General features: G+C 72.4%; 26 protein-coding genes and 6 tRNA genes. 11 read left to right on the top strand and 21 right to left on the bottom strand.

Features of this window, described 5'->3' with window-relative positions; all coding sequences use genetic code 11:
* Nucleotides 1-57: 57 nt before the first annotated feature.
* A tRNA-Val gene (locus tag ACFWBD_RS12840) sits at nucleotides 58-129 on the bottom strand.
* A gap of 78 nt (nucleotides 130-207) precedes the next feature.
* Nucleotides 208-669: a TIGR02611 family protein gene (locus tag ACFWBD_RS12845; RefSeq protein WP_385666293.1), complete on the bottom strand. Its 462-nt coding sequence runs from the start codon at nucleotides 667-669 to the stop codon at nucleotides 208-210.
* Nucleotides 670-860: 191 nt separating this feature from the next.
* On the opposite strand from ACFWBD_RS12845, the gene ACFWBD_RS12850 reads away from it, so the two are divergent.
* The gene (locus tag ACFWBD_RS12850) at nucleotides 861-1,274 is read left to right on the top strand and encodes an SsgA family sporulation/cell division regulator (protein ID WP_004002642.1); all 414 of its coding nucleotides are present in this window, start codon (nucleotides 861-863) and stop codon (nucleotides 1,272-1,274) included.
* Nucleotides 1,275-1,549: 275 nt separating this feature from the next.
* Complete coding sequence (locus ACFWBD_RS12855) at nucleotides 1,550-2,110, top strand: CGNR zinc finger domain-containing protein (RefSeq protein WP_385666294.1); 561 nt, start codon at nucleotides 1,550-1,552, stop codon at nucleotides 2,108-2,110.
* A 119-nt stretch (nucleotides 2,111-2,229) separates the two neighbouring features.
* Here ACFWBD_RS12855 and ACFWBD_RS12860 read toward each other — a convergent pair whose 3' ends face one another.
* Together ACFWBD_RS12860 and ACFWBD_RS12865 are read right to left on the bottom strand one after the other, a co-directional pair.
* A complete protein-coding gene (locus tag ACFWBD_RS12860) occupies nucleotides 2,230-2,382 on the bottom strand; it encodes a hypothetical protein (RefSeq protein ID WP_199825075.1) in 153 nt (50 codons plus the stop codon).
* A gap of 179 nt (nucleotides 2,383-2,561) precedes the next feature.
* Complete coding sequence (locus ACFWBD_RS12865; RefSeq protein WP_385666296.1) at nucleotides 2,562-3,008, bottom strand: hypothetical protein; 447 nt, start codon at nucleotides 3,006-3,008, stop codon at nucleotides 2,562-2,564.
* A 267-nt stretch (nucleotides 3,009-3,275) separates the two neighbouring features.
* Between ACFWBD_RS12865 and ACFWBD_RS12870 the strand changes: the two genes are divergently transcribed.
* Nucleotides 3,276-3,830 (top strand): DsbA family protein, encoded by a 555-nt coding sequence (locus tag ACFWBD_RS12870; protein WP_385666298.1) that lies wholly within the window; start codon nucleotides 3,276-3,278, stop codon nucleotides 3,828-3,830.
* A gap of 22 nt (nucleotides 3,831-3,852) precedes the next feature.
* On the opposite strand, the gene ACFWBD_RS12875 is transcribed toward ACFWBD_RS12870, so the two are convergent.
* The 3 genes from ACFWBD_RS12875 to ACFWBD_RS12885 form a co-directional block, all read right to left on the bottom strand.
* Nucleotides 3,853-4,677, bottom strand: a complete 825-nt coding sequence (locus tag ACFWBD_RS12875) for a GNAT family N-acetyltransferase (RefSeq protein WP_385666299.1) — start codon at nucleotides 4,675-4,677, stop codon at nucleotides 3,853-3,855.
* 75 nt (nucleotides 4,678-4,752) lie between these two features.
* Nucleotides 4,753-5,574: an aminotransferase class IV gene (locus ACFWBD_RS12880; protein WP_385666301.1), complete on the bottom strand. Its 822-nt coding sequence runs from the start codon at nucleotides 5,572-5,574 to the stop codon at nucleotides 4,753-4,755.
* Nucleotides 5,571-6,623, bottom strand: a complete 1,053-nt coding sequence (locus ACFWBD_RS12885) for a chorismate-binding protein (RefSeq protein WP_385666303.1) — start codon at nucleotides 6,621-6,623, stop codon at nucleotides 5,571-5,573. Before ACFWBD_RS12885 ends, ACFWBD_RS12880 begins: the two co-directional genes overlap by 4 nt.
* Before the next feature lie 189 nt (nucleotides 6,624-6,812).
* Here ACFWBD_RS12885 and ACFWBD_RS12890 point away from each other — a divergent pair.
* The 5 genes from ACFWBD_RS12890 to ACFWBD_RS12910 all read left to right on the top strand — a co-directional run bounded on the left by ACFWBD_RS12890 (nucleotide 6,813) and on the right by ACFWBD_RS12910 (nucleotide 7,274).
* Nucleotides 6,813-6,885 (top strand) — tRNA-Gly (locus tag ACFWBD_RS12890).
* A 38-nt stretch (nucleotides 6,886-6,923) separates the two neighbouring features.
* Nucleotides 6,924-6,997: transfer RNA gene (locus ACFWBD_RS12895), tRNA-Cys, on the top strand.
* A gap of 1 nt (nucleotide 6,998) precedes the next feature.
* Nucleotides 6,999-7,070, top strand: a tRNA-Val gene (locus ACFWBD_RS12900).
* Nucleotides 7,071-7,096: 26 nt separating this feature from the next.
* A tRNA-Val gene (locus ACFWBD_RS12905) sits at nucleotides 7,097-7,168 on the top strand.
* 34 nt (nucleotides 7,169-7,202) lie between these two features.
* Nucleotides 7,203-7,274, top strand: a tRNA-Val gene (locus tag ACFWBD_RS12910).
* Between the two features lie 55 nt (nucleotides 7,275-7,329).
* On the opposite strand, the gene ACFWBD_RS12915 is transcribed toward ACFWBD_RS12910, so the two are convergent.
* The 3 genes from ACFWBD_RS12915 to ACFWBD_RS12925 all read right to left on the bottom strand — a co-directional run bounded on the left by ACFWBD_RS12915 (nucleotide 7,330) and on the right by ACFWBD_RS12925 (nucleotide 9,080).
* Nucleotides 7,330-7,626, bottom strand: coding sequence for a zf-TFIIB domain-containing protein (locus ACFWBD_RS12915; RefSeq protein WP_355710555.1), 297 nt, complete (start codon nucleotides 7,624-7,626; stop codon nucleotides 7,330-7,332).
* An 81-nt stretch (nucleotides 7,627-7,707) separates the two neighbouring features.
* Nucleotides 7,708-8,643 (bottom strand): phosphotransferase enzyme family protein, encoded by a 936-nt coding sequence (locus ACFWBD_RS12920; RefSeq protein WP_385666305.1) that lies wholly within the window; start codon nucleotides 8,641-8,643, stop codon nucleotides 7,708-7,710.
* Between the two features lie 242 nt (nucleotides 8,644-8,885).
* Nucleotides 8,886-9,080: a hypothetical protein gene (locus tag ACFWBD_RS12925; RefSeq protein ID WP_385666306.1), complete on the bottom strand. Its 195-nt coding sequence runs from the start codon at nucleotides 9,078-9,080 to the stop codon at nucleotides 8,886-8,888.
* Nucleotides 9,081-9,693: 613 nt separating this feature from the next.
* On the opposite strand from ACFWBD_RS12925, the gene ACFWBD_RS12930 reads away from it, so the two are divergent.
* Nucleotides 9,694-11,055, top strand: coding sequence for a protein kinase (locus tag ACFWBD_RS12930; RefSeq protein ID WP_385666543.1), 1,362 nt, complete (start codon nucleotides 9,694-9,696; stop codon nucleotides 11,053-11,055).
* Between the two features lie 45 nt (nucleotides 11,056-11,100).
* On the opposite strand, the gene ACFWBD_RS12935 is transcribed toward ACFWBD_RS12930, so the two are convergent.
* The 3 genes from ACFWBD_RS12935 to ACFWBD_RS12945 form a co-directional block, all read right to left on the bottom strand.
* Nucleotides 11,101-11,853 carry an anti-sigma factor domain-containing protein gene (locus ACFWBD_RS12935; protein ID WP_385666308.1) on the bottom strand — a complete coding sequence of 251 codons (753 nt, stop codon included), beginning with the start codon at nucleotides 11,851-11,853 and terminating at the stop codon, nucleotides 11,101-11,103.
* Nucleotides 11,850-12,416, bottom strand: coding sequence for an ECF RNA polymerase sigma factor SigK (gene sigK / locus ACFWBD_RS12940; RefSeq protein ID WP_385666309.1), 567 nt, complete (start codon nucleotides 12,414-12,416; stop codon nucleotides 11,850-11,852). Before sigK ends, ACFWBD_RS12935 begins: the two co-directional genes overlap by 4 nt.
* A 94-nt stretch (nucleotides 12,417-12,510) precedes the next feature.
* The gene (locus ACFWBD_RS12945) at nucleotides 12,511-12,951 is read right to left on the bottom strand and encodes an ATP-binding protein (protein ID WP_385666311.1); all 441 of its coding nucleotides are present in this window, start codon (nucleotides 12,949-12,951) and stop codon (nucleotides 12,511-12,513) included.
* Between the two features lie 356 nt (nucleotides 12,952-13,307).
* Between ACFWBD_RS12945 and ACFWBD_RS12950 the strand changes: the two genes are divergently transcribed.
* Complete coding sequence (locus tag ACFWBD_RS12950) at nucleotides 13,308-13,649, top strand: hypothetical protein (RefSeq protein WP_385666313.1); 342 nt, start codon at nucleotides 13,308-13,310, stop codon at nucleotides 13,647-13,649.
* 74 nt (nucleotides 13,650-13,723) lie between these two features.
* Here the strand turns inward: ACFWBD_RS12950 and ACFWBD_RS12955 are convergent, their stop codons facing one another.
* The 8 genes from ACFWBD_RS12955 to ACFWBD_RS12990 form a co-directional block, all read right to left on the bottom strand.
* Nucleotides 13,724-14,578, bottom strand: a complete 855-nt coding sequence (locus tag ACFWBD_RS12955) for a TrmH family RNA methyltransferase (protein ID WP_385666314.1) — start codon at nucleotides 14,576-14,578, stop codon at nucleotides 13,724-13,726.
* A 63-nt stretch (nucleotides 14,579-14,641) separates the two neighbouring features.
* A complete protein-coding gene (cobA, locus tag ACFWBD_RS12960) occupies nucleotides 14,642-15,874 on the bottom strand; it encodes a uroporphyrinogen-III C-methyltransferase (protein ID WP_385666316.1) in 1,233 nt (410 codons plus the stop codon).
* Nucleotides 15,875-16,022: 148 nt separating this feature from the next.
* Nucleotides 16,023-20,330 carry a nicotinate-nucleotide--dimethylbenzimidazole phosphoribosyltransferase gene (gene cobT / locus ACFWBD_RS12965; protein WP_385666318.1) on the bottom strand — a complete coding sequence of 1,436 codons (4,308 nt, stop codon included), beginning with the start codon at nucleotides 20,328-20,330 and terminating at the stop codon, nucleotides 16,023-16,025.
* A 458-nt stretch (nucleotides 20,331-20,788) separates the two neighbouring features.
* Complete coding sequence (gene cbiE, locus ACFWBD_RS12970) at nucleotides 20,789-22,012, bottom strand: precorrin-6y C5,15-methyltransferase (decarboxylating) subunit CbiE (protein ID WP_385666320.1); 1,224 nt, start codon at nucleotides 22,010-22,012, stop codon at nucleotides 20,789-20,791.
* Between the two features lie 96 nt (nucleotides 22,013-22,108).
* Complete coding sequence (locus ACFWBD_RS12975) at nucleotides 22,109-22,747, bottom strand: GNAT family N-acetyltransferase (protein ID WP_385666322.1); 639 nt, start codon at nucleotides 22,745-22,747, stop codon at nucleotides 22,109-22,111.
* A 168-nt stretch (nucleotides 22,748-22,915) separates the two neighbouring features.
* Complete coding sequence (locus ACFWBD_RS12980) at nucleotides 22,916-23,743, bottom strand: MetQ/NlpA family ABC transporter substrate-binding protein (protein WP_385666324.1); 828 nt, start codon at nucleotides 23,741-23,743, stop codon at nucleotides 22,916-22,918.
* Between the two features lie 76 nt (nucleotides 23,744-23,819).
* Nucleotides 23,820-24,557 carry a methionine ABC transporter permease gene (locus ACFWBD_RS12985; protein ID WP_385666325.1) on the bottom strand — a complete coding sequence of 246 codons (738 nt, stop codon included), beginning with the start codon at nucleotides 24,555-24,557 and terminating at the stop codon, nucleotides 23,820-23,822.
* Nucleotides 24,554-25,597: a methionine ABC transporter ATP-binding protein gene (locus ACFWBD_RS12990; RefSeq protein ID WP_385666327.1), complete on the bottom strand. Its 1,044-nt coding sequence runs from the start codon at nucleotides 25,595-25,597 to the stop codon at nucleotides 24,554-24,556. Before ACFWBD_RS12990 ends, ACFWBD_RS12985 begins: the two co-directional genes overlap by 4 nt.
* Before the next feature lie 637 nt (nucleotides 25,598-26,234).
* On the opposite strand from ACFWBD_RS12990, the gene ACFWBD_RS12995 reads away from it, so the two are divergent.
* Nucleotides 26,235-26,594 (top strand): hypothetical protein, encoded by a 360-nt coding sequence (locus ACFWBD_RS12995; protein WP_355706511.1) that lies wholly within the window; start codon nucleotides 26,235-26,237, stop codon nucleotides 26,592-26,594.

Genomic DNA, 26,594 nt, shown 5'->3' on the forward strand with positions numbered 1-26,594 from the left:
GGCCACCCCCCCCCGGGGGCCTCTCTGGGGTCCCCGCCGGGGGCCCCACGTTCCGGGTGGGCGATACTGGGTTCGAACCAGTGACCTCTTCGGTGTGAACGAAGCGCTCTCCCACTGAGCTAATCGCCCGGACGCAGAGAGAACATTACCCCATGTCAGCGGGTGGCCGTGACCACGGCCGAGCCGCCCCCGCAGCTCCGCGGCGGATCACTGGTCCTTGATCTTCCAGGGCATCTCGAAGCCGAACTTCCACAGGTAGACACCCGTCAGGACGGCGATGATCACGAGGCCGATCGCGGTCAGGGTGATGTTGCGGCGGCGGACCTTCGGGTCGAGCGCGCGCTGGGCCGCCTCGGTGACCTTGCGCTTGGTCCAGCGGAGCACCAGCTGCGCCCAGACGAACTCGGTCGCCCAGATGGCCATGCCGCCGAAGATCACCACCCAGCCGGGACCGGGCAGCGGCAGCATGACGATGCCGGCGGCCACCACGGCGAGGCCGATCACGAAGACCCCGACCTGCCAGCTCAGGTGCAGCATGCGGCGCGCCTTGACGAATTCGGGCGCCCTGGAGCCGAGCCCCTGGGCTTCCCGCTCCTCCGACGCTCCGCCCGGCTTCGACCTCTCCGCCGCCATGACCGCCTCGCCCGACTCGTCACTCCCCGTGTTCATACAGCCTGACCCTACCCGAGAGAATCCGGTCACCGGAATGGTGGTACCGGGCGAACGCACTGTCGGCCGGAAGAGTTACGTAAAGACACGCAAAACACTCAGAGGGGTTTACAACGGCACCGTAGGTGGCATGTCGATTTCGCCGACGTGCGAATCCCCGAGCGCACACTGAGCGAAAGGCCCTGGCGCTTATGAACACCACGGTCAGCTGCGAGCTGCACCTGCGCCTCGTTGTGTCGAGCGAGTCCTCCCTGCCTGTCCCCGCAGGCCTGCGGTACGACACGGCCGACCCCTACGCCGTGCACGCCACCTTCCACACCGGTGCCGAGGAGACCGTCGAGTGGGTGTTCGCCCGCGACCTGCTCGCCGAGGGCCTGCACCGGCCGACGGGCACCGGCGACGTCCGTGTCTGGCCGTCGCGCAGTCACGGTCAGGGCGTCGTCTGCATCGCCCTGAGCTCTCCTGAGGGCGAAGCCCTGCTCGAGGCCCCTGCGCGGGCCCTGGAGTCCTTCCTGAAGCGGACGGACGCCGCCGTGCCCCCTGGCACGGAACACCGGCACTTCGATCTCGATCAGGAGCTCTCGCACATCCTGGCGGAGAGCTAGGGCGAGGCTCACACCGAGCTGCCCGGCGCCGTCCACTCGGGGAGACGGCTCGGGCCAGGACAACCGAATAGGGCATGCGCCGACGCCGTGCCACGGGCCTCCCGTGGGGCGGCGTCGGCGTGCGCCCGGCGCCCGCGGGCGGGACTCCCCCGGCCTCCCGGCGTCGGACGCCCGGGGATCCGGTCCACGAGTGGCCGTTGCCCGACCGCCCGGTGCGGCTACCATCGGCCAGCATCGGCGGGCGCTCGCCCGACCCACAGGCCAGGGAGCGAAATGTGCTGATCACCCACGACACCCGGTGTGCACTCGATGCCGTGGTGGAACTGGTGAACACCGCACCGGAGGACGACACGACTCCGGACGCGCTGCCGGATGTCTCCGCCCTCGCGGATTTCGTACGAAAGCACGAGATCAGCGACGTCGGCGTGCTGTCCGAGTTCGACCTGTCCGCCGTGCGCAAGATCCGGGGGCGGTTCGCCGGAATCTTCGCGGCGTCGGATCCGCGGACCGCCGCCGCACTGATCAACGAGCTGGTCGCCGCCGCGGGCACCACGCCACGTCTCACTGATCACGACGGCTACGACTGGCATGTTCACTACTTCGCGCCAGGCGCCTCCGTCGCCGACCATCTCGCGGCCGACTGCGGGATGGCACTGGCGTTCTTCGTGGTGGCCGGGGAGCAGGAGCGGCTTCGGCGCTGTGAGGCCCCGGACTGCCGACGTGCCTTCGTCGATCTCTCCCGCAACCGGTCCCGTCGGTACTGCGACAGCCGCACCTGCGGCAACCGCCTGCACGTGGCCGCCTACCGGGCGCGCCGCAAGGAGGCGGCGGGCTGAGGCCGCCGCGAGGCATCCCTCTCGGAGTTCCTTGCGGGCCTCGACGTCTCTTGACGTCCCTGGTGTCCGTCGATGCCGACGCGGCCCCGGCGGGTGACGCCGGGGACCGCGGGTACGGCTCAGAGCAGCAGCAGATCATGCAGCGAAGCCATGAGCAGCAGACACCCGATCACCGCCAGAAAGATCATCAGCGGTGGCTGGGAAAGGGCGAAAAGGCACCCGCGCGGCTCGTCCTGCTTCGGCGCGGCGTCGCTCTGTGTCGTGTCCAGCATCTCGCGGGCGATGATGACGCAGGTGACGCCCCTCGCGCGATCACCCGCCCGGATTGAGCGGGAGTGCACCGGATTCCATGACGTCGCTGTCGAGCCGTGATCACTTCCGCGCACCGTCGGTCTGACTGTGTCGTTTCCATCGCCGGGCTACCCCACGGGCACGGGTGATCGGCCCTGGGTCAGATGCCGTGCTTCTTCAGAATGGCCTCGATGTCGCTGAAGTCTTCGGAGCCGCCGGTCGCGCGGGGTGCGTCCGCGGGACGGGACGCCGGACGGGAGGCCTGGCCCAGGGAGGGTGCGGAGGCGGCGGGGGCCACCGGCTCGGCCCGCGCGGCACGGGCCGCAGCTCTGTGCTGCTTGCGGGTGCCGCCGCGGCGGCGCTCCACGACGCGGGTGGTGGCGAACAGGGCCCAGGCCCCGCCGAGCACGGCGAAGCCCGCCCAGGCCGTCGGGCTGAAGGCGGTGTCGGCGACCCACTCGACGACGCCGGTCATCACGAGGCCCAGCGGCACCAAGGCGTAGGCGGCGATGCGGGCGGCCGCCAGGAAACGCTTGCGGTAGGCGGTGACCACCGCGATGCCCAGGCCGGCCACGGCGGCGGCGGAACAGACGGTCTCGGCAATCATCCGGTCCTCCAGGCGTGGATTCACTCGGGCAGAGGTGGTGTCGACTCGGCACCGCGGCCGGCCGGCCCGCGCCTCGTCCCTTCCATCCTGCACCTGCGCACCGCTCGCGGGCCATGCTCCGGCCGGACATCAGGGACATCTCCGGGTCGGCTCCACCGCAGGTGCCGCACGGGGCCGTCCCTGTGGTCCGGCCGAGAGAGCCCCGGTGTCCGGGCGGCCGGTGGTCCGGATTGGGGCGGCCGGGGTCCGGACTGGAAGACTGGCGTCATGAACGACTCGTCCCCGACCTCCGCCTCCGCCGCCGCGCCCGGCACGGCGGCCGCCCGTCCCGCCGTCGTCCTCGACGTCTGGTGCGAGCTCCAGTGCCCGGACTGCCGCGGCGCTCTCGACGACCTGCGCGCCCTGCGCGAGCGGTACGGCGACCGGCTGGAGCTGCGGCTGCGGCACTTCCCGCTGGAGAAGCACCAGCACGCCTTCGCCGCCGCGCAGGCCGCCGAGGAGGCCCTGGAGCAGGGCCAGGGATGGCCGTACGTCGAGGCCGTGCTGGGCCGGGTCGAGGAGCTGGCCCGGACGGGAGAACCCTTCCTGGTCGAGGTCGCCGGTGAACTCGGTCTCGACGCCGAGGAGTTCGACACCGCCCTGATCGACGGACGGCACATCCTGATCGTGGACGCCGACCAGGCCGAGGGCAAGGCGATCGGCGTCACCGGCACCCCGACGTACGTCATCGGCGGCGAACGTCTCGACGGCGGCAAGAGCCAGGAGGGGCTGCGCGAGCGCATCGAGGAGATCGCCGACCGGTTGCTGGCCGAGCAGGCGTGAGGCGGGTTCCGCGCGGGCTGGTTCAGAGCAGGTTCTTGTACATCGAGTAACCCACGGGCAGATAGCCGAGCGACTCGTAGAGCCGCTCGGCCGGGGTGTTGCCGGCGAAGACGTTGAGGCCGAGAACGCGCTTGCCCGCCGCGATCGCCCGGGCCTCGGCCAGCAGCATCAGGGAACGTCCGTGGCCCCGGCCGCGGAAGGCCTCGTCGGTCTCGACGTCGTACACGAACGCCTTGTCGCCGATGATCGCGACCCAGAGCGTGCCGACCCGTGCGCCGTCCTGCTCCAGGACGCTGAACAGCATGTTCTCCGTCGCCCGGCCCTGCGGCAGCAGGCGTTCGTGGTCCCGCCGCGACCTGGCCCACGCCTCGTCCTCGGGCACCCCGCGATCCGCCCACTCCTGGGCGTAGGCCGCGACGCCGTGTTCGAGCCAGGGCAGGTACTCGGCCTCCGTCATGGGCCTGCCCCGGCTGCCCTCGGGCAGTCGGGGAGCGGTGGGACCCAGAGGTTTCTCCATGCCGCGATTGCGGTGGACGTAGCCGAGTGCCGTCGCCAGCCGCAGTGCGGTTTCCGCGTCGGCGGGCACCCTGAGCTCGATCCGTTTGCAGCCCCAGCCGCGGGCCACCTCTTCGGCGGCCAGCGCGGCCACCGTGCCCCGGCCGCGCCCGCGGTCCGGTTCCTCGATGCGCAGGTCGGCGATCTGGGCGACGTCGGCGCCGAAGCCCGGAGAGGTCGAGAGGTGGACCGCTCCGACGGGACGGCTGTTCACACAGACCTGGTAGTGGCGCGAGAGCGCCCCGTCGGCGGTGCGCTGAAGCGGCTCGGTCGGCCGCAGGGTCGTGGTCATCAGGGGCTTTTCTACCCACCGTGGCGAGCGACGTCAGCCTGATTTCCCGGGCCCTTCCGGGCCCGGGCCGGGACTCTACGGGTCGAGGTCGTCGGCGGCGCGCTCGGCGAAGATCCGCATCGCCTTGGCAGTCACCGGCCCCGGCGTGCCCGGCAGTTCGCGCCCGTCGACGCGGTGAACGGCCTGGACGTCCCGCAGGGTGGAGGTGAGGAAGACCTCCTCGGCCCGTTCCAGCACGTCCAGCGGCAGGTCGGTCTCCTTGGCGCCGGCCCACTCGACGGTCAGCTCGCGGGTGATGCCCGCGAGGCAGCCGGAGGCGAGCGGCGGGGTGTGGATCTCGCCGTCCAGGACGACGAACACGTTGGACCCGGTGCCCTCGCAGAGCTGCCCGACCGTGTTCGCGAACAGCGCCTCGGTGGCACCGCTTTGGTGAGCGCGGGCCAGGGCGACGACGTTCTCGGCGTACGAGGTCGTCTTCAGGCCGGTGAGCGCGCCGCGTTCGTTGCGGGTCCAGGGGACCGTGACGACGGTCGTGGAGTCGGCGCGCCGGGTGGTCTCCCCGAGGGCGACGACGAGGGTGGGGCCGTGTTCGCCGCGGTCGGAGCCGAGGGGGCCGTAGCCGCCGGTGTAGGTGACACGCAGCCGGCCGAGCGGCATCGGGTTGGCCTCCAGGACGGCGGCGCAGGCGCGGCGGACCTCGTCGTGGTCGGGGTCCGGCAGGCCGAGGCCGCGCGCGGAGCGGGTCAGCCGGTCGAGATGGCGGGTCAGCGCGAACGTCATGCCGTCCACCGCCTTCACCGTCTCGAAGATGCCGTCGCCCACGGTCAGTCCGTGGTCGAAGACGGAGACACGGGCGGACTCGGTGTCCTGCAGCCCGCCGTCGAGCCAGATCTTCACGTCAGTCCCTCTCCCTCGGCCTCGTACGTTCCCGACGCTATCGCGAGCAGTCGGGAGGCCTTCAGCTCGGTCTCCTCCCACTCGGCCTCGGGGTCCGAGCCCCAGGTGATGCCCGCGCCGGTGCCGAAGCGCAGCACGGCCGGGCCCCCGGGGGCGCGGTCGATCCAGAAGGTGCGGATGCCGACGGCCAGCTCGCCGGTCCCCCGGTCGGCGTCGACCCAGCCGATGCCGCCGCAGTACGGGCCGCGCGGTGCCGTCTCCAGCGCGTCGATGATCCGCAGGGCGCTGGACTTGGGGGCGCCGGTGACCGAGCCGGGCGGGAAGGCGGCGTCGAGCAGCTCCGGCCAGCCGGCGCCGTCGCGCAGTTCGCCGCGGACCGTGGACACGAGGTGGACCAGGCCCGGGTGCTTCTCGACGGCGCACAGGTCGGGGACGGTCACGCTGCCGGTGGCGCAGACCTGACCGAGGTCGTTGCGGACGAGGTCCACGATCATCACGTTCTCGGCGTGGTCCTTCTCCAGGAGGTCCGCCTCGGTGCGTCCGGTGCCCTTGATGGGCCCGGACTCGACGACCCGGCCGTCGCGGCGCAGGAAGAGTTCGGGCGACGCGGTGGCCGTCTCTATGCCGTGCGCCGGCAGACGAATCGTTCCTGCGTACGGCGCCGGGTTGCCCCGGGCCAGCAGGGCGCTCAGCGCGTCCACGTCGGCGTCGGACGCGACCGGCGCGGACAGGACCCGGCAGAGATTGGCCTGGTACACCTGGCCGGCCGCGATGTGCTCCCGGATGCGGCGCACGCCCGTCGTGTACGCATTGCGGTCGAGCGAGGACTTCCAGTCACCGGCCGAGGGCCCTCGCCACGCCCCGGGCACGGGAGCGGGCACCGGCTCCTCGCGTACGTCGGCGAAGCGCGCGCAGACCGGACGGCCCTCGAAGTCGGCGCAGACGGCCCAGAAACCGGCGCCGTCGAGGGCCGCCGGATCGCTGGTCACGTCGAGGAGGCCGGTGGCGACACGGGTGCCGAAACGGGCGAGAGGAGGGAGGTCGAGCACGTGGTCGAGTGTATGGCGGGTGGCTCGAGAGGTGCTCCGGGCATGTCCCGCACGCCCCGGCCGGGGGCCCTGACCAGGTCCGCGAGTACACACAGCGCAGCACGCTGCACAAACGCGTTTTTGTACTGGCCCGGGAATCCGCTAGAGTTCAACACGTCGCCGGGACGCGAGAGCCGACCGAACCGACAGGCGGACGTAGCTCAGTTGGTAGAGCGCAACCTTGCCAAGGTTGAGGTCGCGAGTTCGAGCCTCGTCGTCCGCTCGAAGGAACAAGGGGTCCTGCGGGGCCCCTGCACTCCTGGTGGAGTGGCCGAGAGGCGAGGCAACGGCCTGCAAAGCCGTCTACACGGGTTCAAATCCCGTCTCCACCTCCAAGGACGATTAGCTCAGCGGGAGAGCGCTTCCCTGACACGGAAGAGGTCACTGGTTCAATCCCAGTATCGTCCACTGGATCTGTTCGAAGATCCGAACCCGCGCGATTAGCTCAGCGGGAGAGCGCTTCCCTGACACGGAAGAGGTCACTGGTTCAATCCCAGTATCGCGCACGCAGTGCACACGGCCTTCGCGTCGTGATCCCGAGGACGATTAGCTCAGCGGGAGAGCGCTTCCCTGACACGGAAGAGGTCACTGGTTCAATCCCAGTATCGTCCACACACCGAGAGCCCCCGGCCGCCTTCGCGGTCGGGGGCTTCTCGTCTGCGCCGGCTCAGCTGGAGAACAGCATGTGGCCGAAGCCCTTCTGACGGTGGTGACCGCCGTAGTGGCCCCCGTGGTGACCGCCGCCGTGCTGGGCTCCCCACGCGGGAGCGGCCGGGGCGGCGGGGTACGCCTGCGGGGCGCCCGGGGGCGGCGGAGCCGGCTGGGACCACTGGGACTCGACGCGGGTGAGCGCCTCCAGCTCGCCGTAGTCGAGGAAGATCCCGCGGCAGTTGCTGCACTGTTCGATCTGGACGCCGTTGCGGTTGTACGTGTGCATCTGAGCGTGACACTTCGGGCACTGCATGGTTCGGCTCAACTCCTCGCCGGTCGGTGCTGTTTCGCGTACCGCCAGGACAGACACTGTCCGGCTGCGGTCGGTTGCACCCTACTTCGCGCGGCTCGCCGTCAACTGCGGGGGGATGGAACCCATTCGGGCACAGGCGTCGACCAGACACTGTTCGACCTCGTCCAACGCCCGGCCCTGCGCGACCGACTTGGTGACGGAACGTGCCGCCGTCTGTACGGTGAGTGCGCGAGCCGGTACGTCGAGGGCGGACCAGGGGTCCCCTTCCCCGGGGACGGCGGGGCCGCCCTCGGCGCGGTAGGCGGCGAGGAAGCGGGCCCACTCCTCGGGCGGGAGCAGGCCGCAGGCGTACCAGGCGGCCGGGCGGGCGAGATCCCAGGCGGGGACACCGACGCCGAGGTCGTCGACGTCGATCAGGCGCCAGGGCCCGTCGGGTGCCGGGTGGCGGACGAGCTGGCCGAGGTGGAGATCGCCGTGGCAGAGGGTGGTGGTGTCGGGCATGGGGGCCTCGGCGCGGGCCCAGGCGGGAAGCGCGCGCCAGGCGCTCAGGACCGGGGCGACCGCGGGGTGCGGTCCGGCCGCGCGGAGACGGGCCACGGCGAGGGCGGCCTTGGCGGGACCGCGCATCTCCGGGAGCGAGGTCGGCGCCGGGGTGCGGTGCAGACGGGCGAGCAGGGCGCCCGCGGCCTCCCAGGGAGCCAGGTCGGGATCGTCCGGGTCCACCGGAGCGCCGTACGGCCAGAAGGTCACGAGACGGCCGTGGAGGGCGGCCGGAGCCGGCGTGAGCGGCGGCAGGAGGATGTCGGGGATGCGGGCCGCCAGGGCGAGGCGCGGGGTGAGTGCGGCCGGGTCGGTGTCCGGGGCGTGCGCCTTCGCGACCGTGTCGGAATGCCGGACGACGGTGGCGTCGGGACGGTCGGCGAGGGTGGCCGCGCCGCAGAGGCAGGCCGGCGTGGCCTCGTGCGCCTTGGCTCCGGCTCGGCGGGCGAGCTCGGTGAGCAGGGGGTGCGCGGTCACGGGGCTCCCTGGGCGGCGGCGTGCGGGTCTCCCCGCGAGGGTACGCAGGCGGGTCACCCGAGTCGCGGGGCCGTCGCAGTGGCGGGGGCGGTACGGGCTTCGCGGGCCGCCGGGAAAAGCAATGCAGGCGCAGCTCCCCAGCTGCGCCTGCATTTTTTGCCGTCCGCCGCACCCCCGTCCCCACGGGGTTTCATAGGTTGATGTCCCCGCCCGAACCGCTCATCCGGGCCTGGGGTCGCCGCTCAGCGCCCCAGCATCACTCCCACGGACGACGCCTGTGTGGCCACCGTCTCCCAGCCGTCGAAGACGACGAGGAGCAGGACCGCCAGGGGAAGGGCCATCAGCGTCGCCACCAGGGGGTGGCGGCGGCCCGTGCGACGAGGACGCGTACCGCGTCCCGGAGTGCGGATCATCGTCCGCGGTGCCGTAAGGGCCATGGTCCCTCTCCTGACCTGATCAGTTGTCGTAGGCAGCGGCGGGTGTCTGACCTCGGGGGACGAGTGCTGCACCCGCCGCTTGACCTCAAATCTAGGCGCGGGACGGCCGGCGGACGTCATGCCCTCGTACCGATTGCCGGGCCTCCCGGAGGATGAGCCATGACCTGCGGAGTACTCCCCTGGGTGGAGAAATGGTCCTGGGTCTCGGGGTCTTCCCGGAGGGGCTCTCCGGTCCTGGCCGGATTCCCGCACCGCCTCAGGACGTGAGGCCGGACGCCCGGCCGTGACTTCGCTCACTCAAGCCGCCCCCTGCCGTACCGCCGTCACCCCTCACAGGGCCGCCCGGCGGGCCGTCGCCCGCCGGTTCCGCCTCCCGTCGCCGGCCTCCGTGACGGTCCGCGCACGGTCACCTGCCTCGGGTCCAATCCACCGTGCCCGAGCGGCGGTTGGGGTCGCCGTGCCGCCAAACCCTGCCTGTTCGCAGGGTTGCTGACCACCCTTCAAGTCCCCCACCCGGCACTGACAATCGATCGGTACGAGAGGGCGCGGCCTCTGCGCGCGAACGGCCGTGGAAACGTAAGCTGTGCCACGTCACACGGACCGGGCAGCGGGGATGAACATGGCGATGATGCGCCTGAGGCGCGAGGACCCGCGCGTCGTCGGCTCGTTCAGGCTTCACCGACGGCTCGGCGCGGGCGGGATGGGCGTCGTCTATCTGGGTTCCGACAAGAAGGGGCAGCGGGTCGCGCTGAAGGTGATCCGGCCCGATCTGGCGGAGGACCAGGAGTTCCGGTCGCGGTTCGCGCGCGAGGTCTCGGCCGCTCGCCGGATCCGCGGCGGATGCACGGCGCGGCTGGTCGCGGCGGACCTGGACGCCGACCGGCCGTGGTTCGCCACCCAGTACGTGCCCGGGCCCTCCCTCCACGACAAGGTCAACGACGAGGGTCCGCTCGGGGCCGCCGAGCTGGCCTCGATCGGAGCCGCGCTGTCGGAGGGGCTCGTCGCCGTCCACGAGGCCGGGGTCGTGCACCGGGACCTGAAGCCCTCCAACATCCTGCTCTCCCCCAAGGGCCCGCGGATCATCGACTTCGGCATCGCCTGGGCGACGGGCGCCTCCACGCTGACGCACGTGGGTACGGCGGTCGGCTCCCCCGGGTTCCTCGCGCCGGAGCAGGTACGCGGGGCTCTGGTCACCCCGGCCACCGACGTGTTCTCGCTCGGCGCCACGCTCGCCTACGCCTCGACGGCCGATTCGCCCTTCGGGCACGGCAGTTCCGAGGTGATGCTGTACCGCGTGGTGCACGAGGAGCCGCATCTGCACGGCGTACCGGACGCGCTGGCCCCGCTGGTGCGGGCCTGTCTGGCGAAGGATCCGGAGGAGCGGCCCAGCACCCTCGATCTCTCGCTGCGCCTGAAGGAGATCGCGACCCGGGAGGCCCAGGGTCTGGCGGACGCGCGCCCTCCGGCGCCTCGGGCGGCCGAGGCGGACCGGCCCACGGGGCGGCTCTCCGAAACCGGTTACCCGGAGCGCACCCTGCGCCACCAGGCCGGGCCCGGCACTCCGCCGCCGCGGAACGGGGCGCCGCCCTCGCGCGGTTCGGTTCCTTCGCGGGGCGGAGCGCCGGCTCGCGGGGGCAACGCCGCACGGGGCGCCGGTGCCTCGTCGTCGCGGTCCGGGGCCCGGCCGGCCCCCTCGCGCAACACCCGCCCGGGCAGCGGCAACCGGCCGGCGTCCCGAGGCGGGGCCCGGCGCCCTGGGCCGAGAACCACGGGAACCGGGCGGCGGCCCGCCAATCCGCGGCTGCTGCGCCAGCGGCTGTTCGTGTTCGTCGTGGTGACCCTGCTGGTCGCGCTCGGCATCGCGGTCGTCCAGGGCTGCCAGGGTCCGGCGCGCGGGCTCGGCGGCGGTGACGGCGTCGTACGGCAGGAACAGCAGCACCTCCCCCCGCGGCCGGGCGGCCCGCTCGGCGACTGACCCGGGGCCGGGCCCGCGGGCTGCCGGAAGGCGGGCGGGACCGTGTCAGACGTCGAGCGGGATGACGCCGAGGGGCTCGGTGGTGGGCTGCGCCGAGCCGCCGGCCGGTTCGACGGTGATTCCCACGGCGACGGCGTCGGCGGGCGATCCCTTCAGGACGTGGGAGCCGTTCGGCGCGCTGCCGGTCACCAGGCCCGCCGAGCGGACATCGCCCGCCTCGGCCGCGTACCAGAGCTCGTAGACCTTGCCCCCGGTCAGGGCGGGAAGACCGTACGCGGCGAAGACCGCCCGCGCCTGGTCGAGGGAGACCACGACGGCTGCGGTGGTCCCGCCGGTCAGGCTTCCGGTGTGGACGGTGGCGTCGGGCGCGGTGAGGACCTCGGTGATCGCGGCGCCCGCGGTGCGGGCCTGCTGCTCGGCCCGGACCGCCCGGGTGCGCGCGTCGTCCGCCTCGACGTGCTGCCGGACGGCGATTCCGCCGAGCACGGCGGCCGCCGCGATGCTCGCCGCGAGCGCGAGGCGCAGCACCCGGCGGCCGGGGGCCCTCGGGCGGTGCGGGACCCGGTCCTGGCGGGTGTGGGCGACGGCCTGCAGCGTGCGGGCGCGTGCCTGCGGAGTCACCGGGACGCTCTGCACCGAGGCGCCGAGCCGGGCGGTGGTCTCCAGGAGGCCGACGGCCTCCCGGTGGCACTGTTCGCAACCGGCGAGATGGTTCTCGAAGGCGGTTTCCTCGGCGGGCGGCAGGGCGTACAGCGCGTACGCGCCGATGGCCAGGTGGCGGTCCTCCTCAGGTGTCATGCGTCCGCCTCCAGACAGGCGCGCAGCCGCCGGAGTCCCGCGCGCATTCGGGACTTCACCGTTCCTTCGGGGGTGGCGAGGGCGTCGGCGACCTCGAGGTAGGTCAGGCCCTGGTAGTAGGCGAGCATCAGCGGCACTCGCTCCTGGCGGGCCAGCGCGGTGAGACAGCGGTGGAGCCGTCGCTGTTCGTCATGGTCCTGGACGATCTCGGCCACTTCGTCGAAGGGGCGCTCCGGCGCGAGGATGCCCGTGCGCTGTTCGCGTTCCGCGCCGGCCTGCGCGGAACGTACCCGGTCCACCGCCCGACGGTGGGCCACGGTGAGCACCCAGGCTTTCGCCGTTCCCCGCTCGGGGCTGTAGCGGTCCGCGGTGCGCCAGACCTCGATCATGACCTCCTGGGTCACCTCCTCCGCCTGAGCGACGTCCCGCAGGATCCGGCAGGCCAGTCCCATGACACTGCCGGACAGCGCGTCGTAGACGCCGGTGAACGCGTCCTGGTCGCCACCCGCCACCCGGGCCAGCAGGTCCTCCACTCGGGCGTCCGGATCGAAGCTGTGCGGCAAAGCCCTGCTCCCCTCGTGCCTCGTGCCTCGTGCTGGGTTCGGACGGCCCGCCCGCGGCGTGTGCGGAGGGAGGGGACCTGCACCGGGAGGCTCCTCACCGCTCCGGGGACGGGCCGCTCGCGGATCTCAGGTCGAGCAGGACGTGTACGGTCTTGCCGCCGATGGCGGGGACCAGCCTGATCTGTCCGCCCAGCCCGCGGATGACCCCCATGCCGAAGCCGCCGCGCTCGTCGCCGTCCGAACGGCGCCGGAGCTCGGGAAGCTCCTCGCTGTGGTCGGCGACGGCGATGTCCAGCCGGCCGTCGCGCACCGTCAGCGTCAGCGTGCAGGGACCACAGGTGTGGCGGACCGCGTTGGTCACCAGTTCGGAGACGACGAGGACCGCGTCCGGCACGCGATCGACCGGGTCGGTCGCCTTCAGCCATCTCTCACTGACCTGACGGGCGACGGAGGGGGCCCGCCTGGAGTGCGGCAGGGCGACGGCACAACACGCCGCCGTGGGCGGTGACGTCGGCGGTGACATGGTCATGGACATGAGAGCTCCCCTGGAACGATTCGTCGGGGACGGCTTTGGTTCGCAGGGGATTCGTAGCCGCACAGCACGCGGATGCCGCCCTGTTGTACACGAAAGCCTCAGGTTCTCACCCGGCCGGGCGAGCGGAGGGTCCGCAGACCCGCGTGGACGCCTCGGTCTTTATGCTGCCGCTACATTTTTCCGCTTTCTCGTCATCCGTCCGGCTTTCGGGTCCGAATCCCCCGCGTCCGGCACAGCGAGACGGGGAACGGCGTTCCTCACGGATCCACCCCACGCCATCGGCGCGGCCGGTGGACGAGAACGGCCCGGCCTCGTCGAACGTGCTCTTCGCTGAACGTTCAAGGGAGATGTGTCCGATGACCGCTTTCCTGCGAGCCCGCCGCCTGGTGGCCGGGGCCGCCGCGACGGGCCTACTGGCCGGAGGGGCCCTGCTCGGCATGTCCGGCGCGGCGACCGCGGCCCCCGCTCCTCCTTCCCCCTCGTCCGTGGTGACCACCGACCACGACGGTAATTGCCACTGGGTGAAGGGCCACTGGGAGAAGAAGTGGGTGAAGGGCCACTGGGAGAAGAAGCGGGTCAACCACAAGACCTGGCACCACGGCCACTGGGACAACCACTACACCTACAAGTGGGTCTACGTTCACGGCCACTGGGACCACCAGTGGATCAAGGGGCACTGGGAGTGCCACCACCGCTGACCGCGGCCACTCGCGGGTGAGGGCCGGACGCACCCTGTCGTCCTCCGGCCCTCATTTCGCGTGCCGTCCGGCTCTCAGGCGGGTCTCGGCCGGGTCGCGTAGAACGCGACGGCGGAAGCGGCCGCCACGTTGAGGGAGTCGACCCCCGCGGACATGGGGATGCGCACCCACTCGTCCGCCCCGCGGAGGGCGTACGTGGAGAGTCCGTGCCCCTCCGAGCCCAGCATGATGGCGCTCTTCTCGAAGCGTTCCGGGTTCAGCTCGTCGAGGGGGGTCGCCTTCTCGTCCGGGGTCATGGCGAGGATGTCGTACCCGGCGTCGCGCACGACGTCGAGCCCGGCCGGCCAGGCGTCGAACCGGGCGTAGGGGACCGAGAAGACGGCGCCCATCGACACCTTGATCGCCCGCCGGTAGAGGGGGTCCGTACAGTCCGGTGACAGCAGGATCGCCTTGATGCCGAGCGCGGCGGCACTCCGGAAGGCCGCCCCGAGATTCGCGTGATCGACGAATCCCTCGAAGATCGCGACGCGCTCCCCCGCGCCGTCCGGCCGATCTCCGGTGACGACGCCCCGGCGGGCGGACACCAGGAGTTCGGCGGCGTCCGGCAGCGGCTTGCGCTGCATGGAGGCCAGCGCGCCGCGGTGGACGTGATAGCCGGTAACCCGTTCCGCGAGCTCCGGGCTGACGGCGTAGACCGGCGCCGGAAGCTCGTCGATGACGTCGCGCATGACGTCGACCCACTTGGCGGAGAGCAGCATGGAGCGCATCTCGTACCCGGCGCCCTTGGCCCGGCGGATGACCTTCTCGCCCTCGGCGATGAACAGGCCCTCGGCGGGCTCGCGCTTACGGCGCAGCTCGACGTCGGTCAGGCCGGTGTAGTCGCGCAGGCGCGGGTCGTCGGGGTCCTCAACGGTGATGAGATCGGCCACAGGGTGATACTGCCTTGTCCTGGGTGTGCTGCCAACGGCTCGGAACGGTTGGGTTACCCGCGGTTACTCGGAGCTCCGCGAGCCGACGGCGACGACCGCGCCGACGATGATCACCGCCGGGGGCCTGACCTCCTGCGTACGGACCGTCTCGGCGACCGTCGCGAGGGTCGCGTCCACACGGCGCTGGGCGGCCGTCGTGCCCTCCTGGACGAGGGCCACCGGGGTGTCGGGCGACTTGCCGTGCGCGACGAGCGTCTCGGCGATCTTCCCGATCTTGTCGACGCCCATGAGGATCACCAGGGTGCCGGTGAGCTTCGCGAGCGAGGGCCAGTCGACCAGGGAACGCTCGTCGTCGGGGGCGACATGCCCGCTGACCACGGTGAACTCATGGGCCACGCCCCGGTGCGTGACCGGGATGCCGGCCGCGCCCGGCACCGAGATCGAGCTGGAGATGCCCGGCACGACCGTGCAGGCGATACCGGCCTCCGCGAGGGCCTGGAGCTCCTCCATGCCACGGCCGAAGACATACGGGTCCCCGCCCTTGAGGCGGACCACCGACTTGCCCTGCTTGGCGTGCTCGATCAGCGCGTTGTTGATGGCCTCCTGGGCCATGTACCGGCCGTAGGGGATCTTCGCCGCGTCGATCACCTCGACATGCGGCGGGAGTTCGGCGAGGAGGTCGCGCGGGCCCAGCCGGTCGGCGATGACGACGTCCGCCTCGGCGAGGAGGCGACGCCCGCGGACCGTGATCAGGTCCGGGTCGCCGGGACCGCCGCCGACCAGCGCGACACCGGGGGTCCGGGTGCGGTGGTGGGGGGCGACGAGGGTGCCGTCGCGCAGACCCTCGACGACGGCGTCACGGATGGCGGCGGTGTGGCGCGGGTCGCGGCCACGGGCGTCGGTGGTGAGCACGGCGACCGTGACACCCTCGCTGTGGCCGGTCGCCGGGGTCCAGGCGGTCGCGGCTTCGGCGTCGTCGGAGCGGACGCACCAGACACGGTGCTCCTCGGCTTCGACGGAGGCCCGGCCGTTCGCCTCGGTATCGCTCGTGGCGATGAGGGCGTACCAGGCCTCGGCGAGATCGCCCTCGGCGTACGGGCGCCTCGACCAGGTGATCTCGCCCGCGTCCGCCATCGCTTCCACCGACGGCGTCGCCGCGGGGGACACGAGGTGGATGTCGGCGCCTGCCGCGATCAACGCGGGAAGGCGGCGCTGGGCGACCTGGCCGCCGCCGAGGACGACGACCCTGCGGCCGGAGAGACGGAGGCCTACGGGGTAGGCGGGGTGTTCGGCCATGAGGGTGCGGCTCCTCGTACGGGCAGAGAGCAGAGGGTGGGCGCTGCGGCTCTGGAGCGGCCCTGACGTGCGCATTTTAGAGGTGACTTCAGCATGCGGCGGGGCCGGGGGCAGCACAAGCGCGTGCCCGCCGGCCCCGGAACGGGCCCTACTTCTCGGTGACCCCCGCCGAATCGAACGTCGCCACCTCGTGCATCGCCCGGGCCGTGCTCTGCACCAGCGGCAGGGCGAGCAGGGCGCCCGTTCCCTCGCCGAGGCGGAGGTCGAGGTCGACCAGGGGGCGCAGACCCAGCTTGTTCAGGGCGGCCACATGACCGGGCTCGGCGCTGCGGTGGCCCGCGATGCAGGCCGCGAGGACCTCGGGGGCGATGGCGCGGGCGACCAGGGCGGCGGCGCCGGCGCTGACGCCGTCCAGGATCACGGGCGTACGCAGGGAGGCGCCGCCGAGAAGGAGGCCGACCATCGCCGCGTGTTCGAAGCCGCCGATCGCGGCCAGGACGCCGATGGGGTCCGCCGGGTCCGGCTGGTGGACCTCCAGGGCGCGGCGCACGACCTCGGTCTTGCGGGCGAGGGTCTCGTCGTTGATACCGGTGCCGCGGCCGGTGACCTCGGCCGGATCGGCGCCCGTGAAGACCGAGATGAGGGCCGCGGACGCCGTGGTGTTCGCGATGCCCATCTCGCCCGTGAGCAGCGCCTTGTTGCCGGCCGCGACCAGGTCGCGGGCGGTCTCGATACCGACCTCGATGGCCTGCTTGGCCTCGTCGCGGGTCATCGCGGGACCGGTGGTCATGTCGGACGTGCCCGCGCGGATCTTGCGGGGCAGGAGGCCGGGGGTAGCGGGGAGGTCGGCGGCGACGCCCACGTCCACCACGCAGACCTCCGCGCCCACTTGAGTGGCGAAGGCGTTGCAGACCGCTCCCCCGCCGAGGAAGTTGGCGACCATCTGGGCCGTCACCTCCTGCGGCCACGGGGTGACCCCCTGCGCGTGCACACCGTGGTCGCCGGCGAAGATCGCGACGGCCGCGGGCTCCGGGATGGGCGGCGGGCACTGCCGGGACAGACCGGACAGCTGCGCGGAGATGATCTCCAGCATGCCGAGCGAGCCCGGCGGCTTCGTCATCCGCTTCTGCCGCTCCCAGGCCTCGCCGAGCGCCTTGGCGTCGAGCGGGCGGACACTGGCGACGGTCTCGGCGAGCAGGTCGTGCGGGTCCTCGCCGGGCAGCGCGCGACGGCCGTACGTCTCCTCGTGGACGACCCACGACAGCGGCCGGCGCTTGGCCCAGCCGGCCTGCATCAGCTCGGGCTCGTCCGGGAACTCGTCGACGTATCCGACGCAGAGGTAGGCGACCACCTCGAGGTGTTCGGGCAGACCCAGCGCGCGGACCATCTCGCGCTCGTCGAAGAAGCTGACCCAGCCGACGCCGAGGCCCTCGGCACGGGCGGCGAGCCAGAGGTTCTCGACCGCGAGCGCGGAGGAGTACGGCGCCATCTGCGGCTGGGTGTGACGGCCGAGGGTGTGGCGGCCGCCACGGGTCGGGTCGGCGGTGACGACGATGTTCACCGGGGTGTCGAGGATGGCCTCGATCTTCAGTTCCTTGAACTGCTTCGCGCGGCCCTTCGGCAGCGACTTCGCGTACGCGTCACGCTGACGGGTCGCCAGCTCGTGCATCGCGCGCCGGGTGTCGGCGGAGCGGATGACGACGAAGTCCCAGGGCTGCGAGTGCCCGACGGAGGGCGCGGTGTGGGCGGCCTCCAGGACACGCAGCAGCACCTCGTGCGGGATCGGGTCGGCGCGGAATCCGTTGCGGATGTCCCGGCGCTCACGCATGACCTTCAGGACGGCCTCGCGCTCGGCGTCGTCGTACGCGGGCGCGGCGGGGCCGGTGGACTCTCGAACTTCTTCCACTGGGGCCGGGCTCTCTTCCTGGTCGGCGGCCCTGGTTTCCAGGTCCTCCGGGCTCTGTGCGACATCGGGGTCGATGCCGGTCTCGGGCTCCGTCTCCGGGATCGCCGGGGCGGGAGCGGGGTCGGCGCCGCGAGGGGCGGGGACCGTGACGGCGGGAAGGGCGGCTCCGGTGTCGGCGGCCCGGTGCTGTTCCGCCATCGGGTGCTCCGCCGCCGTGTGGGCGGCGGCCTGCTCCTGCGTGGGGAGCACGAGGGGGTGCGGCGGGGTGGGGGCGAGGTGCGGGGTGGTGGGCACCATGCCCTCGACCGGGACGAAGTGGCCCAGGGGCTGGTCCGCGGCGGGCTGGTTCGTCGGCGCTGTGCGGTCCGGCTGCTCCGGCTGCTCCGGCTGGAGAGCCAGGGGAGCGGCGGCCACCAACTGCTGGACGGGCTGCGGGTGCGGGTGCTCCTGCTGTGGACGCTGCGGGATGGCGGTGGCGTCCACGGTGACCGCGACCGACACGGGCTCGGGGGCGGCCGGCGCGGAGGGTGCCTCGATCGGCGACTCCGCCGTCGGCAGCTCCGGCTGCAGCTCCGGCTGCAGCTCCGGCTCCTGCTCCTGCTCCTGCTCCTGCTCCTGCTCCGCGAGGGTTGCGGCCGGGGCGGGCTCCAGCTGGTCGGCCAGGACCTCGAGCGCGGGTTCGGCTGCGGCTTCGGGGGCGACCTCGGGCTCGGGCTCGGGCTGCGGGGTCGGGTCGGGAGCGGGCGCTTCCGGGACGTGAGACGCGGAGGCCGCGATGTGGGCGGCCGCGGCGGAGGTATCGCCCGTGGCCTCCACCTCCGGCTGCGGCTCCGGTTCCGGTGTCGGCCGGACGTCCTGGGTCGGCTGGACGGCCTGCTCCGGAGCGGGTTCCACCTGCGGGGCTGTCGGCTCGACGGAAGCCGCGGCGGCCATCTCGGCGGACGCCACGAAGGCGTCGACGAGCAGGACGGACTCGGGAGCGGCGGCGGGCGCGGGGGCGGGGGCGGAGACGTCCGGCACGGAGGGTGCCTCGGGCGCGACGGCCTCGGCCGCGGGGCCGGGCAGTTGCTGGGCCGGCGCCGCCGGTTCGGGCACGTCAGGGACGACGGTCACCGCGGGCGCGGGGACCTGAGCGACCGCGGGCGCGGGGATGGGCTCGGCAGGGGTGGGTTCCGGGGCCACGACGGGATCCGGCACGGGGACTTCGGAAGCGGCGACGGGCGCGGGTGCGGAAACGAACTCGGCGACCGGGACCGCCTCCGCCGTGGGCGCCTCATAAGGCTGGGCCGGCGTGTCACCGAGGTCCGCGTGAGGCTCCTCGTGCTCTTGAGCCGCTTGGACCTCTTGAGCCGCTCGGACCTCCTGGGCCTCTTGAGGTTCTTGGGGCTCCTGCTGCCGAGGTGCCTCGGCCGGGCTCGTCTGCGCGACCTCGGCCGCCTGAGCGACGGTCTGCGCAACGGAGTTCACGTCAGGAACCTCGGCGGGCTCCGCCACCTCGGCAAGCTCTGCCGCTTCAGCCGTCTCGAGCGGCTCAGCCGCCTCGGTCGCCTCAGGCGCCTGGGCCACTGCCGGTTCGGCCGGCGGGGTGTCTTCGGCGGCGACGGCCGGCTGCTCCGCGTACACGGCCTCGGGGCCCTGTGCGGCTGCCGGCGCCGATGCCGCTTCCACCGGCGTGTCGACGGCCGAGACGGCACTGACGTCCGGGGTCCGGTCGTCTCCGGAGAGGGGGACGTCGGCCGCGTCCTGCCCGACCTCCGTGACCGCGGCCGCGGGTGCCTCCTCCGCCTCCGCCATCATGGCGGCGCCGAGCAGCTCACCGGGGTCGATGACTCCATAGGCCCCGGTGGCCTGCGCGGGCACGGGCGTCTCACCGCCGACGACCACGGACTCCTGGGCCTCCTGGGCCTCCTGCGGGGCGGTCGCGGCGATCGCCTCGGTCGCCACCCGGGCCACGACGGCCTGGGCCACTCCGACCGGCTCGCGCTGCTGCGCTGCCGCGACCGTCGCCGGAGCAACCGTTTCCGCAGCTGTCGCCCCGTGCGCGACCGGCGGCTGCGCCGCGCCCCAGGGGGACGCTCCCTGCGGGGGCATCTCGCGCAGGTGCGGGACGTCGAGGTACTCGGGGCCGGACGCGGACGGGCCGGGCTGTCGTACCGGCGCGCCCGCGGGGCCGCGATCGGCGAGGGAGCGGACCGGGCTCGCGGAGGCGTCGGGGATCTGCGGGCCGAGATGCAGGGGGCGGCGCGGGGCCGCCTGGGGCGCCGACGGGCCGGGGAGGCGGACGGCGCTGAGGTCGACCGAGCCGCTGTCGCGGCCGGCCGTCTCGTGCGGGCCCGGCTCGTGCACCGTCTCGACCACCGGTTCCGGCGCGGGCGGCGCCACCTCGTTGCCCCACGCGCTCTGGGCACCCGGCAGCAGCAACAGGTCTTCGTCCTCGGCGGTGGTCTCGGAGAGGTAGGTGTACGCACCGTGCGCGGGGGCGCCCGGCTGTTCCACCATGCCTACGCTCTCCGGCAACCCCTCGCCCGGGACCTGGCCGGTGTCGGTCATGCGTACCCCTCGCCCATCGGTTAGTGCTTCTACGACCAGCTCACCCGGAGCGGCGCACCGACCGCCCCGTAGTGAAGAACGAGCGTCCGCGCCCAGCGGCACGAACGACCCGCCGGAAAAAGCGACAAAGCCATTCAGTGGCATTGTCCCGGCCGTAGCCGCGTCGCGACAGCTTGATCCGCGACGCCCCGCTGTGGACTGCGCCACGTTGCGCGCCCTCCGGTTCTGCCGTACCACACCCACCCCAAAAGGGATGCGTTTTCCGGACATTGACCGACGAAGCATCGGGCGACCGGAAGCGGTACGACGATCGGCCAGCCTACCGCGCGCGGTACGACAACAGGATCACGGGGAGGGCGCACCGGGTCACGATCGGCGGTCGCAAAGGCCCTGGCCGTCGCCCGTCCGGCACCGGTCCCTCACGTGTCCCTCACTTGTCCCTCACCGGTCCGCCGGCCTCAGCGAGGCGATGCGCGCCGGACGATTTCTCCGGTGAGGAGGAACGCGACGCTCCGTTCCCGTTCCGTCCAGGCCAGCGTGTCGAGTTCGACGGACTGGACGAGGGAGCACTCGACGCGGTAGCCGTGCTCGGTCAGGTCACGGCCCACGAGTTCGGCGGCGTCGCGGGTCCCGGCGTGGGTGACGATGCGCTGCGGACGGCGCTCGGCGACGGCGGAGACCACGGCCGCTCCCCCGCCGCCGATCCGTACGACGTCGGGTTCGGACAGGTTCTCCAGGACATGCGGGGCGGTGCCGTGGACGATCTGGAGCTGGACGCCGTGGCGGCGTGCGGAGCTGTCGGTGCGGGCGCACGCGTCGAGGTCCCGGTCGACGGCGATCACGGCGGCGCCCGCCCGCGCCGCCTCGGTCGCGAAGGCGCCGCTGCCGCAGCCGATGTCCCAGACGAGGTCGCCGACGCGCGGGCCGAGCCTGGCGAGTTGGGCGGCGCGCAGCAACTCCGCCTCGCCCTCGCCGAGTCCGCCGCCGTACGCCTCGGCGGGCAGGGCCCAGCCGCGCGGGCCGGCGGCCGGGTCGCGGCCGGCGATCCAGCCGCTGTCCCCGGAGACGACCGGCCCGGTGGGACCGCCGATGACGATGACGACGTTGGGGTCGCGCCAGGTGTGGTCGGCGGCCTTGTCGGAGGTGACGACGCTGATCTGTTCGCGGGTGGTGCCGAGCTCCTCGCAGACGACGAACGTACGGTGCACGCCCTCCATCAGCAGGCCGAGCTCGGCGGGGCCGGCGCCCGGGGAGGTGAGGACGGCGACCTTGGTGTGGGCGCGGCAGACGTTCACGGCGCGGCGCAGGGTACGCCGGTGGGCGACGACCACCTGGGCGTCGTCCCAGGGCATGCCGGCCCGGGCGAACGCGGCGGCGACGGCGGAGACGGCCGGGACGACCTCGACCTCCAGGCCGAACTCGGGTGCGCGCAGGGTCCGTACGACGCCGAAGAAGCCCGGGTCGCCGTCGGCGAGGACGACCGCGGTACCGCGGTGGCCCGCGATGCGGCGGGCTGCGAGGGAGACGCTGCCGAGCCGGACGCGTTCCGCTGAGGGCGGCACCTCGGGCAGCGTCAGGTGGTGGGGGGCGCCGGCCACCAGCGTGGCGGCACCCAGGGCGGAGCGGGCCGCGGCGGTCAGCGGCGAACCGTCCCATCCGATCACCGTGACGCGGTCGGCCATCGTCGTCAGTCTCCCCCGGGGTTCACGCAGGTAGCGGGCTCCGTGAGGGTACCTGGTCGGCGGGTCACGGCACCGGGGGCGGCACCGGCCCGGGGGTCAGTTCCAGTCGCTGTACGACGTGAAACCGCCGCTCTCCGCGAAGTGCTCCCCGGGACCCTCCAGGTCCTCCGGGAGGAGGCTCCACACGATGTAGTCGGTGCGCACCTCGTTCCACCTGCCGTCCTCGGCCCGGGCACGCGCTATGCAGGCGCCGCGCAGCACGCCCTCGCTGATACAGCCGATCTTCTGCGCGACCTGCTGGGAGGCGGTGTTGTCGGCGGCCGTGCGCAGCTCGATGCGCTCGAACCTCTGGTCGCGGACCAGCCATTGGGCGGTGGCCAGCGCTGCCTCGGAGGCGTAGCCCTCGCCGCGCGCCCAGGGCGCGATGATGTACGACAGTTCGGTGGAGCGGACGTGCCAGTTGGTCTTGGCGAGCTGGATGACGCCGACCAGGCGCTGGGTGAGGAACTCGGTGACGGCGAGGTCGAGGCCGCGGCCCTCGGTGCGTTCGGTGGGCGCGTGAACGGTGATCCAGCGGCGGGCGGCCGCCTGGTCGTAGGGCTGGGGCACGGCCGTCCAGGCCGCGACCTGCTCGTCGTTCATCATGTCGGCCAGGGCGGGCACGTCGTCCTCGTCGAGGGGACGCAGCACCAACCGCTCCGTGCTGATGGAGATGTTGGGGAAGGTGCTCGTCATGCGCCGCTCCGTAACCTTCGAGACTTCGGGGTGCGACCTGCCGCCCCGTCAGGGTCCGCTGAACTGCCCAGCATGCAGCATGTGAGCACGGAACCACACCCGGGGTCCACACCAGGCGAGGGAGTGGACCCCGGGCGCACCTGCCGGCCCCCCGGCCGGTCGAGGTGTTCAGAACGAGGCGATGACGGAGCCGTCGTACTTGTCCTCGATGAACTTCTTGACCTCGGCGGAGGTGAGGAGCTTGGCCAGCTTCTTCACCCGCGGGTCGTCCTCGTTGCCGTCCTTGACGGCGAGGAAGTTGCCGTACGGGTTGTCCGTGGCGGACTCCAGGACGAGGGCGTCCGACGCGGGCTTCAGGTCGGCCTCGATGGCGTAGTTGCCGTTGATGACGGCGGCGTCCACGTCGTCCAGGGAGCGCGGGGTCTGGGCCGCCTCCAGCTCCTTGAACTTGAGCTTCTTCGGGTTCTCGGTGATGTCCGCGGGGGTCGCGTCGTTGCCCACGCCGTCCTTGAGGGTGATCAGCTTGTTCGCGGCGAGCAGTTTGAGCGCGCGGGCCTCGTTGACGCTGTCGTTCGGGACGGCGACCGTCGCGCCGCTCTTCAGGGCGTCGGCGCTCTTGACCTTGTGGGAGTAGAGGCCGAGCGGCTCCAGGTGGACCGTGACGACGGGCACGATGTGGGTGCCGTTCTTCTTGTTGAAGTCGTCGAGGTACGGCTGGTTCTGGAAGTAGTTGGCGCCCACCGAGCCGTCCTCCGTCGCCGTGTTCGGCGTGACGTAGTCGGTGAACTCCTTGACCTCCAGGTCGAGTCCCGCCTTCTTCGCCAGGTTGTCCTTGACGAAGTTCAGGATCTCGGCGTGCGGGGTCGGGCTCGCGGCGACGACCAGCGGACCGCTGGTGTCGGAGGCGGAGTCCTTGTCCGAGCCGCAGGCGGTGAGCCCCAGGGTGAGGGCGCCGACGGCGAGGACTGCGGTGGTGAGCTTGGTGGTGTTACGCACGAAAAGTGCCTTTCCTGAGGATGTGGCGACCCGCGTGGGGTGTGCGGGGGATCTGTGGTAACGGCCCTGGGAGGGCTCAGGCGACCTTGCTGATGTCCGCGGCGGCCGGCTCCTTGGCCTTCAGGAGGCGGAGCTTCGGCGCGGAGCCCGAGCTGCCGCCGCGGCGGTGCAGCGAGCGGGCCGCGTAGTCGCCGGCGAACTGGATGAGCGAGATGACGACGGCGAGGATCGCCACCGTGATCCACATCAGCTCGGTCTCGAAGCGCTGGTAGCCGTAGCGGATGGCGATGTCGCCGAGGCCGCCGGCGCCGACCGTGCCGGCCATGGCGGAGTAGCCGATCAGGGCCACGATCGTGGTCGTGGTGCTCGCGATGAGCGAGGGCAGGGACTCCGGCACGAGGACCTTGCGCACGATCGTCCAGGTGTTGCCGCCCATCGCCTGCACGGCCTCGACGAGTCCGCCGTCCACTTCGCGGACGGCCGTCTCGACCAGGCGGGCGAAGAACGGGATGGCCCCGATGGCGAGCGGCACGATCGCGGCCTCGCGGCCGATGGTCGTCCCGGTGATCGTGCGGGTGAAGTTCATCAGCGCGACCATCAGGATGATGAACGGCAGCGAGCGGGCGATGTTCACGACCTGCCCGATCACCCGGTTGGCGACGAGGTTCTGCAACAGGCCGCCGCGGTCGGTCAGGACCAGCAGGACGCCGAGCGGGAGGCCGCCGACGACGGCGATGAGCGTGGACCAGCCGACCATGTAGAGGGTGTCCCAACACGCCTGGGACAGCAGGGGCTGCATCTCGGACCAGGTCACTTGGCACCGCCCTTCAGCGGAACGGGCTCCTGGGCCGCGTTGTCCACGATGTCGATCTGGAGGCCCTGTTCGCGCAGGAAGCCGATCGGCACGACGTTGTCCTCGTAGCGGCCGGGCAGTTCGATGCGCATCCGGCCGACCTGGAGCCCGCCGACGGTGTCGATGGCGGCGCCGAGGATCGAGATGTCGATGTTGTAGGTGCGCGACAGCTGGGAGATGACGGGCCGGGTGGCGGCCTCGCCGTGGAAGGTGACGTCGACGACCGTGCGGTCCTCGCCGGTGGCCTCGCCGCCGACCGGGAAGAGCGCGCCGGCCAGTTCGGAGCCGGGGGTCCCGAGCAGCTCGCCGACCGTGCCGGACTCGACGACCCGGCCGTTCTCCATCAGCGCGGCGGAGTCGCAGATCGACTTCACCACGTCCATCTCGTGGGTGATGAGCAGGACGGTCAGGCCCAGCTGGCGGTTCAGGTCGCGCAGCAGCTGGAGGATGGAGCGGGTGGTCTCCGGGTCGAGCGCGCTGGTGGCCTCGTCGGAGAGGAGCACCTTGGGGTCGCCGGCGAGCGCGCGGGCGATGCCGACGCGCTGCTTCTGACCGCCGGAGAGCTGGGCCGGGAAGGACTTCGCCTTGTCGGCGAGACCGACCAGGTCGAGCAGCTCCAGCGCCTTGCGGGAACGTTCCTGTCCCGAGACGCCGAGGATCTCCAGGGGCAGTTCGACGTTGTCCTGCACGGTCCGTGAGGACAGCAGGTTGAAGTGCTGGAAGACCATGCCGATCCGGCTGCGCGCCTGCCTCAGCTCCTTGCCGGCGCGGGGTCCGCGCCCGGCGAGGGCGGTGAGGTCCTGTCCGGCGACGGTGACCGTGCCGGCGGTGGGACGCTCGAGGAGGTTGACGCAGCGGATGAGCGAGGACTTGCCGGCGCCGGACTGGCCGATGACGCCGTACACCTCGCCTTCGCGGACGTGGAGATCGACGCCGTCGAGGGCGGTGACCTCACGGCCGCGCGAGCGGTAGACCTTGGTGAGGCCCGTGGTGGTGATCACGTGGATTTCCGTCACTGTCGAGTGCGCGGGCGTGGGTGTGCCCGGGCGCACGGGTGCAGGCTGTCAGGGACGCGACACGGCTCTCGCTGTGGCGGGGAACCGGGGAGAAACATGTGCGCGGGGCGCGGCTACGTCATGTACGGCGGACTTGCGGCGCACGGACATGCCACGGCGTCTCGCTTCGGGGCGCGAGCTCGGGGGTGGTGCGGGGGCCCTCTAGAAGGCGCACATTCGACACATACAACGAGCACCGGGCGTCATGGTCGCCTCGGTCGCAAGGGTGCGGCTGCTCGTAGTGGTCATGAGCATCAGTAAAGCAGACGTACGGTCCTGACCAAGACCCCGCCGTCCGCATGCCGGACAGCCGTGGACGGTGCACGGGTCCGCCCCGGCCGCGTAAGCGACTCTCCGCTCCCCCGTCCGTGACCAGCGCCGACACGGCGGACCGCCCCTTCGTGGCATGGCCGGCGCCGAACTCGTCGGCCTGCCGGGCTGTGGCCAACGCCACGGTCGCCGGACGCCGGGGCCCACGGCGCCGGGCACGGTGCCCGGGCCCGGGCCCGGGCTCGGTCCGGACTCCGTGCCGGGGCCCGGGGCCGATCGCGGGATGCCTGATACGCCGTAATAAGGTCACTGCATGCTTGATGCCCTGACGCTGGTGACCGGCGTCGCCGCGTTGCTGCTCGCCGCCTGGTGCGGCTGGGCCGCCTATCGCGACCAGCCGACGAAGGACTGGCATTTCATCGGGATGGCCGTGGTCTCCCTGCTGGCCGTGATCCAGCTGGTGGTCGGGATCGTCCAGCTGGCGCGGGGCGAGAAGCCGGAGCAGGGGACGGCGATCTTCGTGGCGTATCTGCTCGGAGCGGTCGCGTGCGTTCCGGCGGTGGGGTTCATGTCGCTGTCCGAGCGGACCCGCTGGGGTTCGGTGACGGCAGCCGCGGGCGGTGTGGTGCTCGCCGTGCTCGAAGTGCGGCTCTACGACATCTGGGGAGGCTGA

Origin of the sequence: Streptomyces sp. NPDC060002 (assembly GCF_042737245.1) — a bacterium.
Classification (GTDB): domain Bacteria; phylum Actinomycetota; class Actinomycetes; order Streptomycetales; family Streptomycetaceae; genus Streptomyces.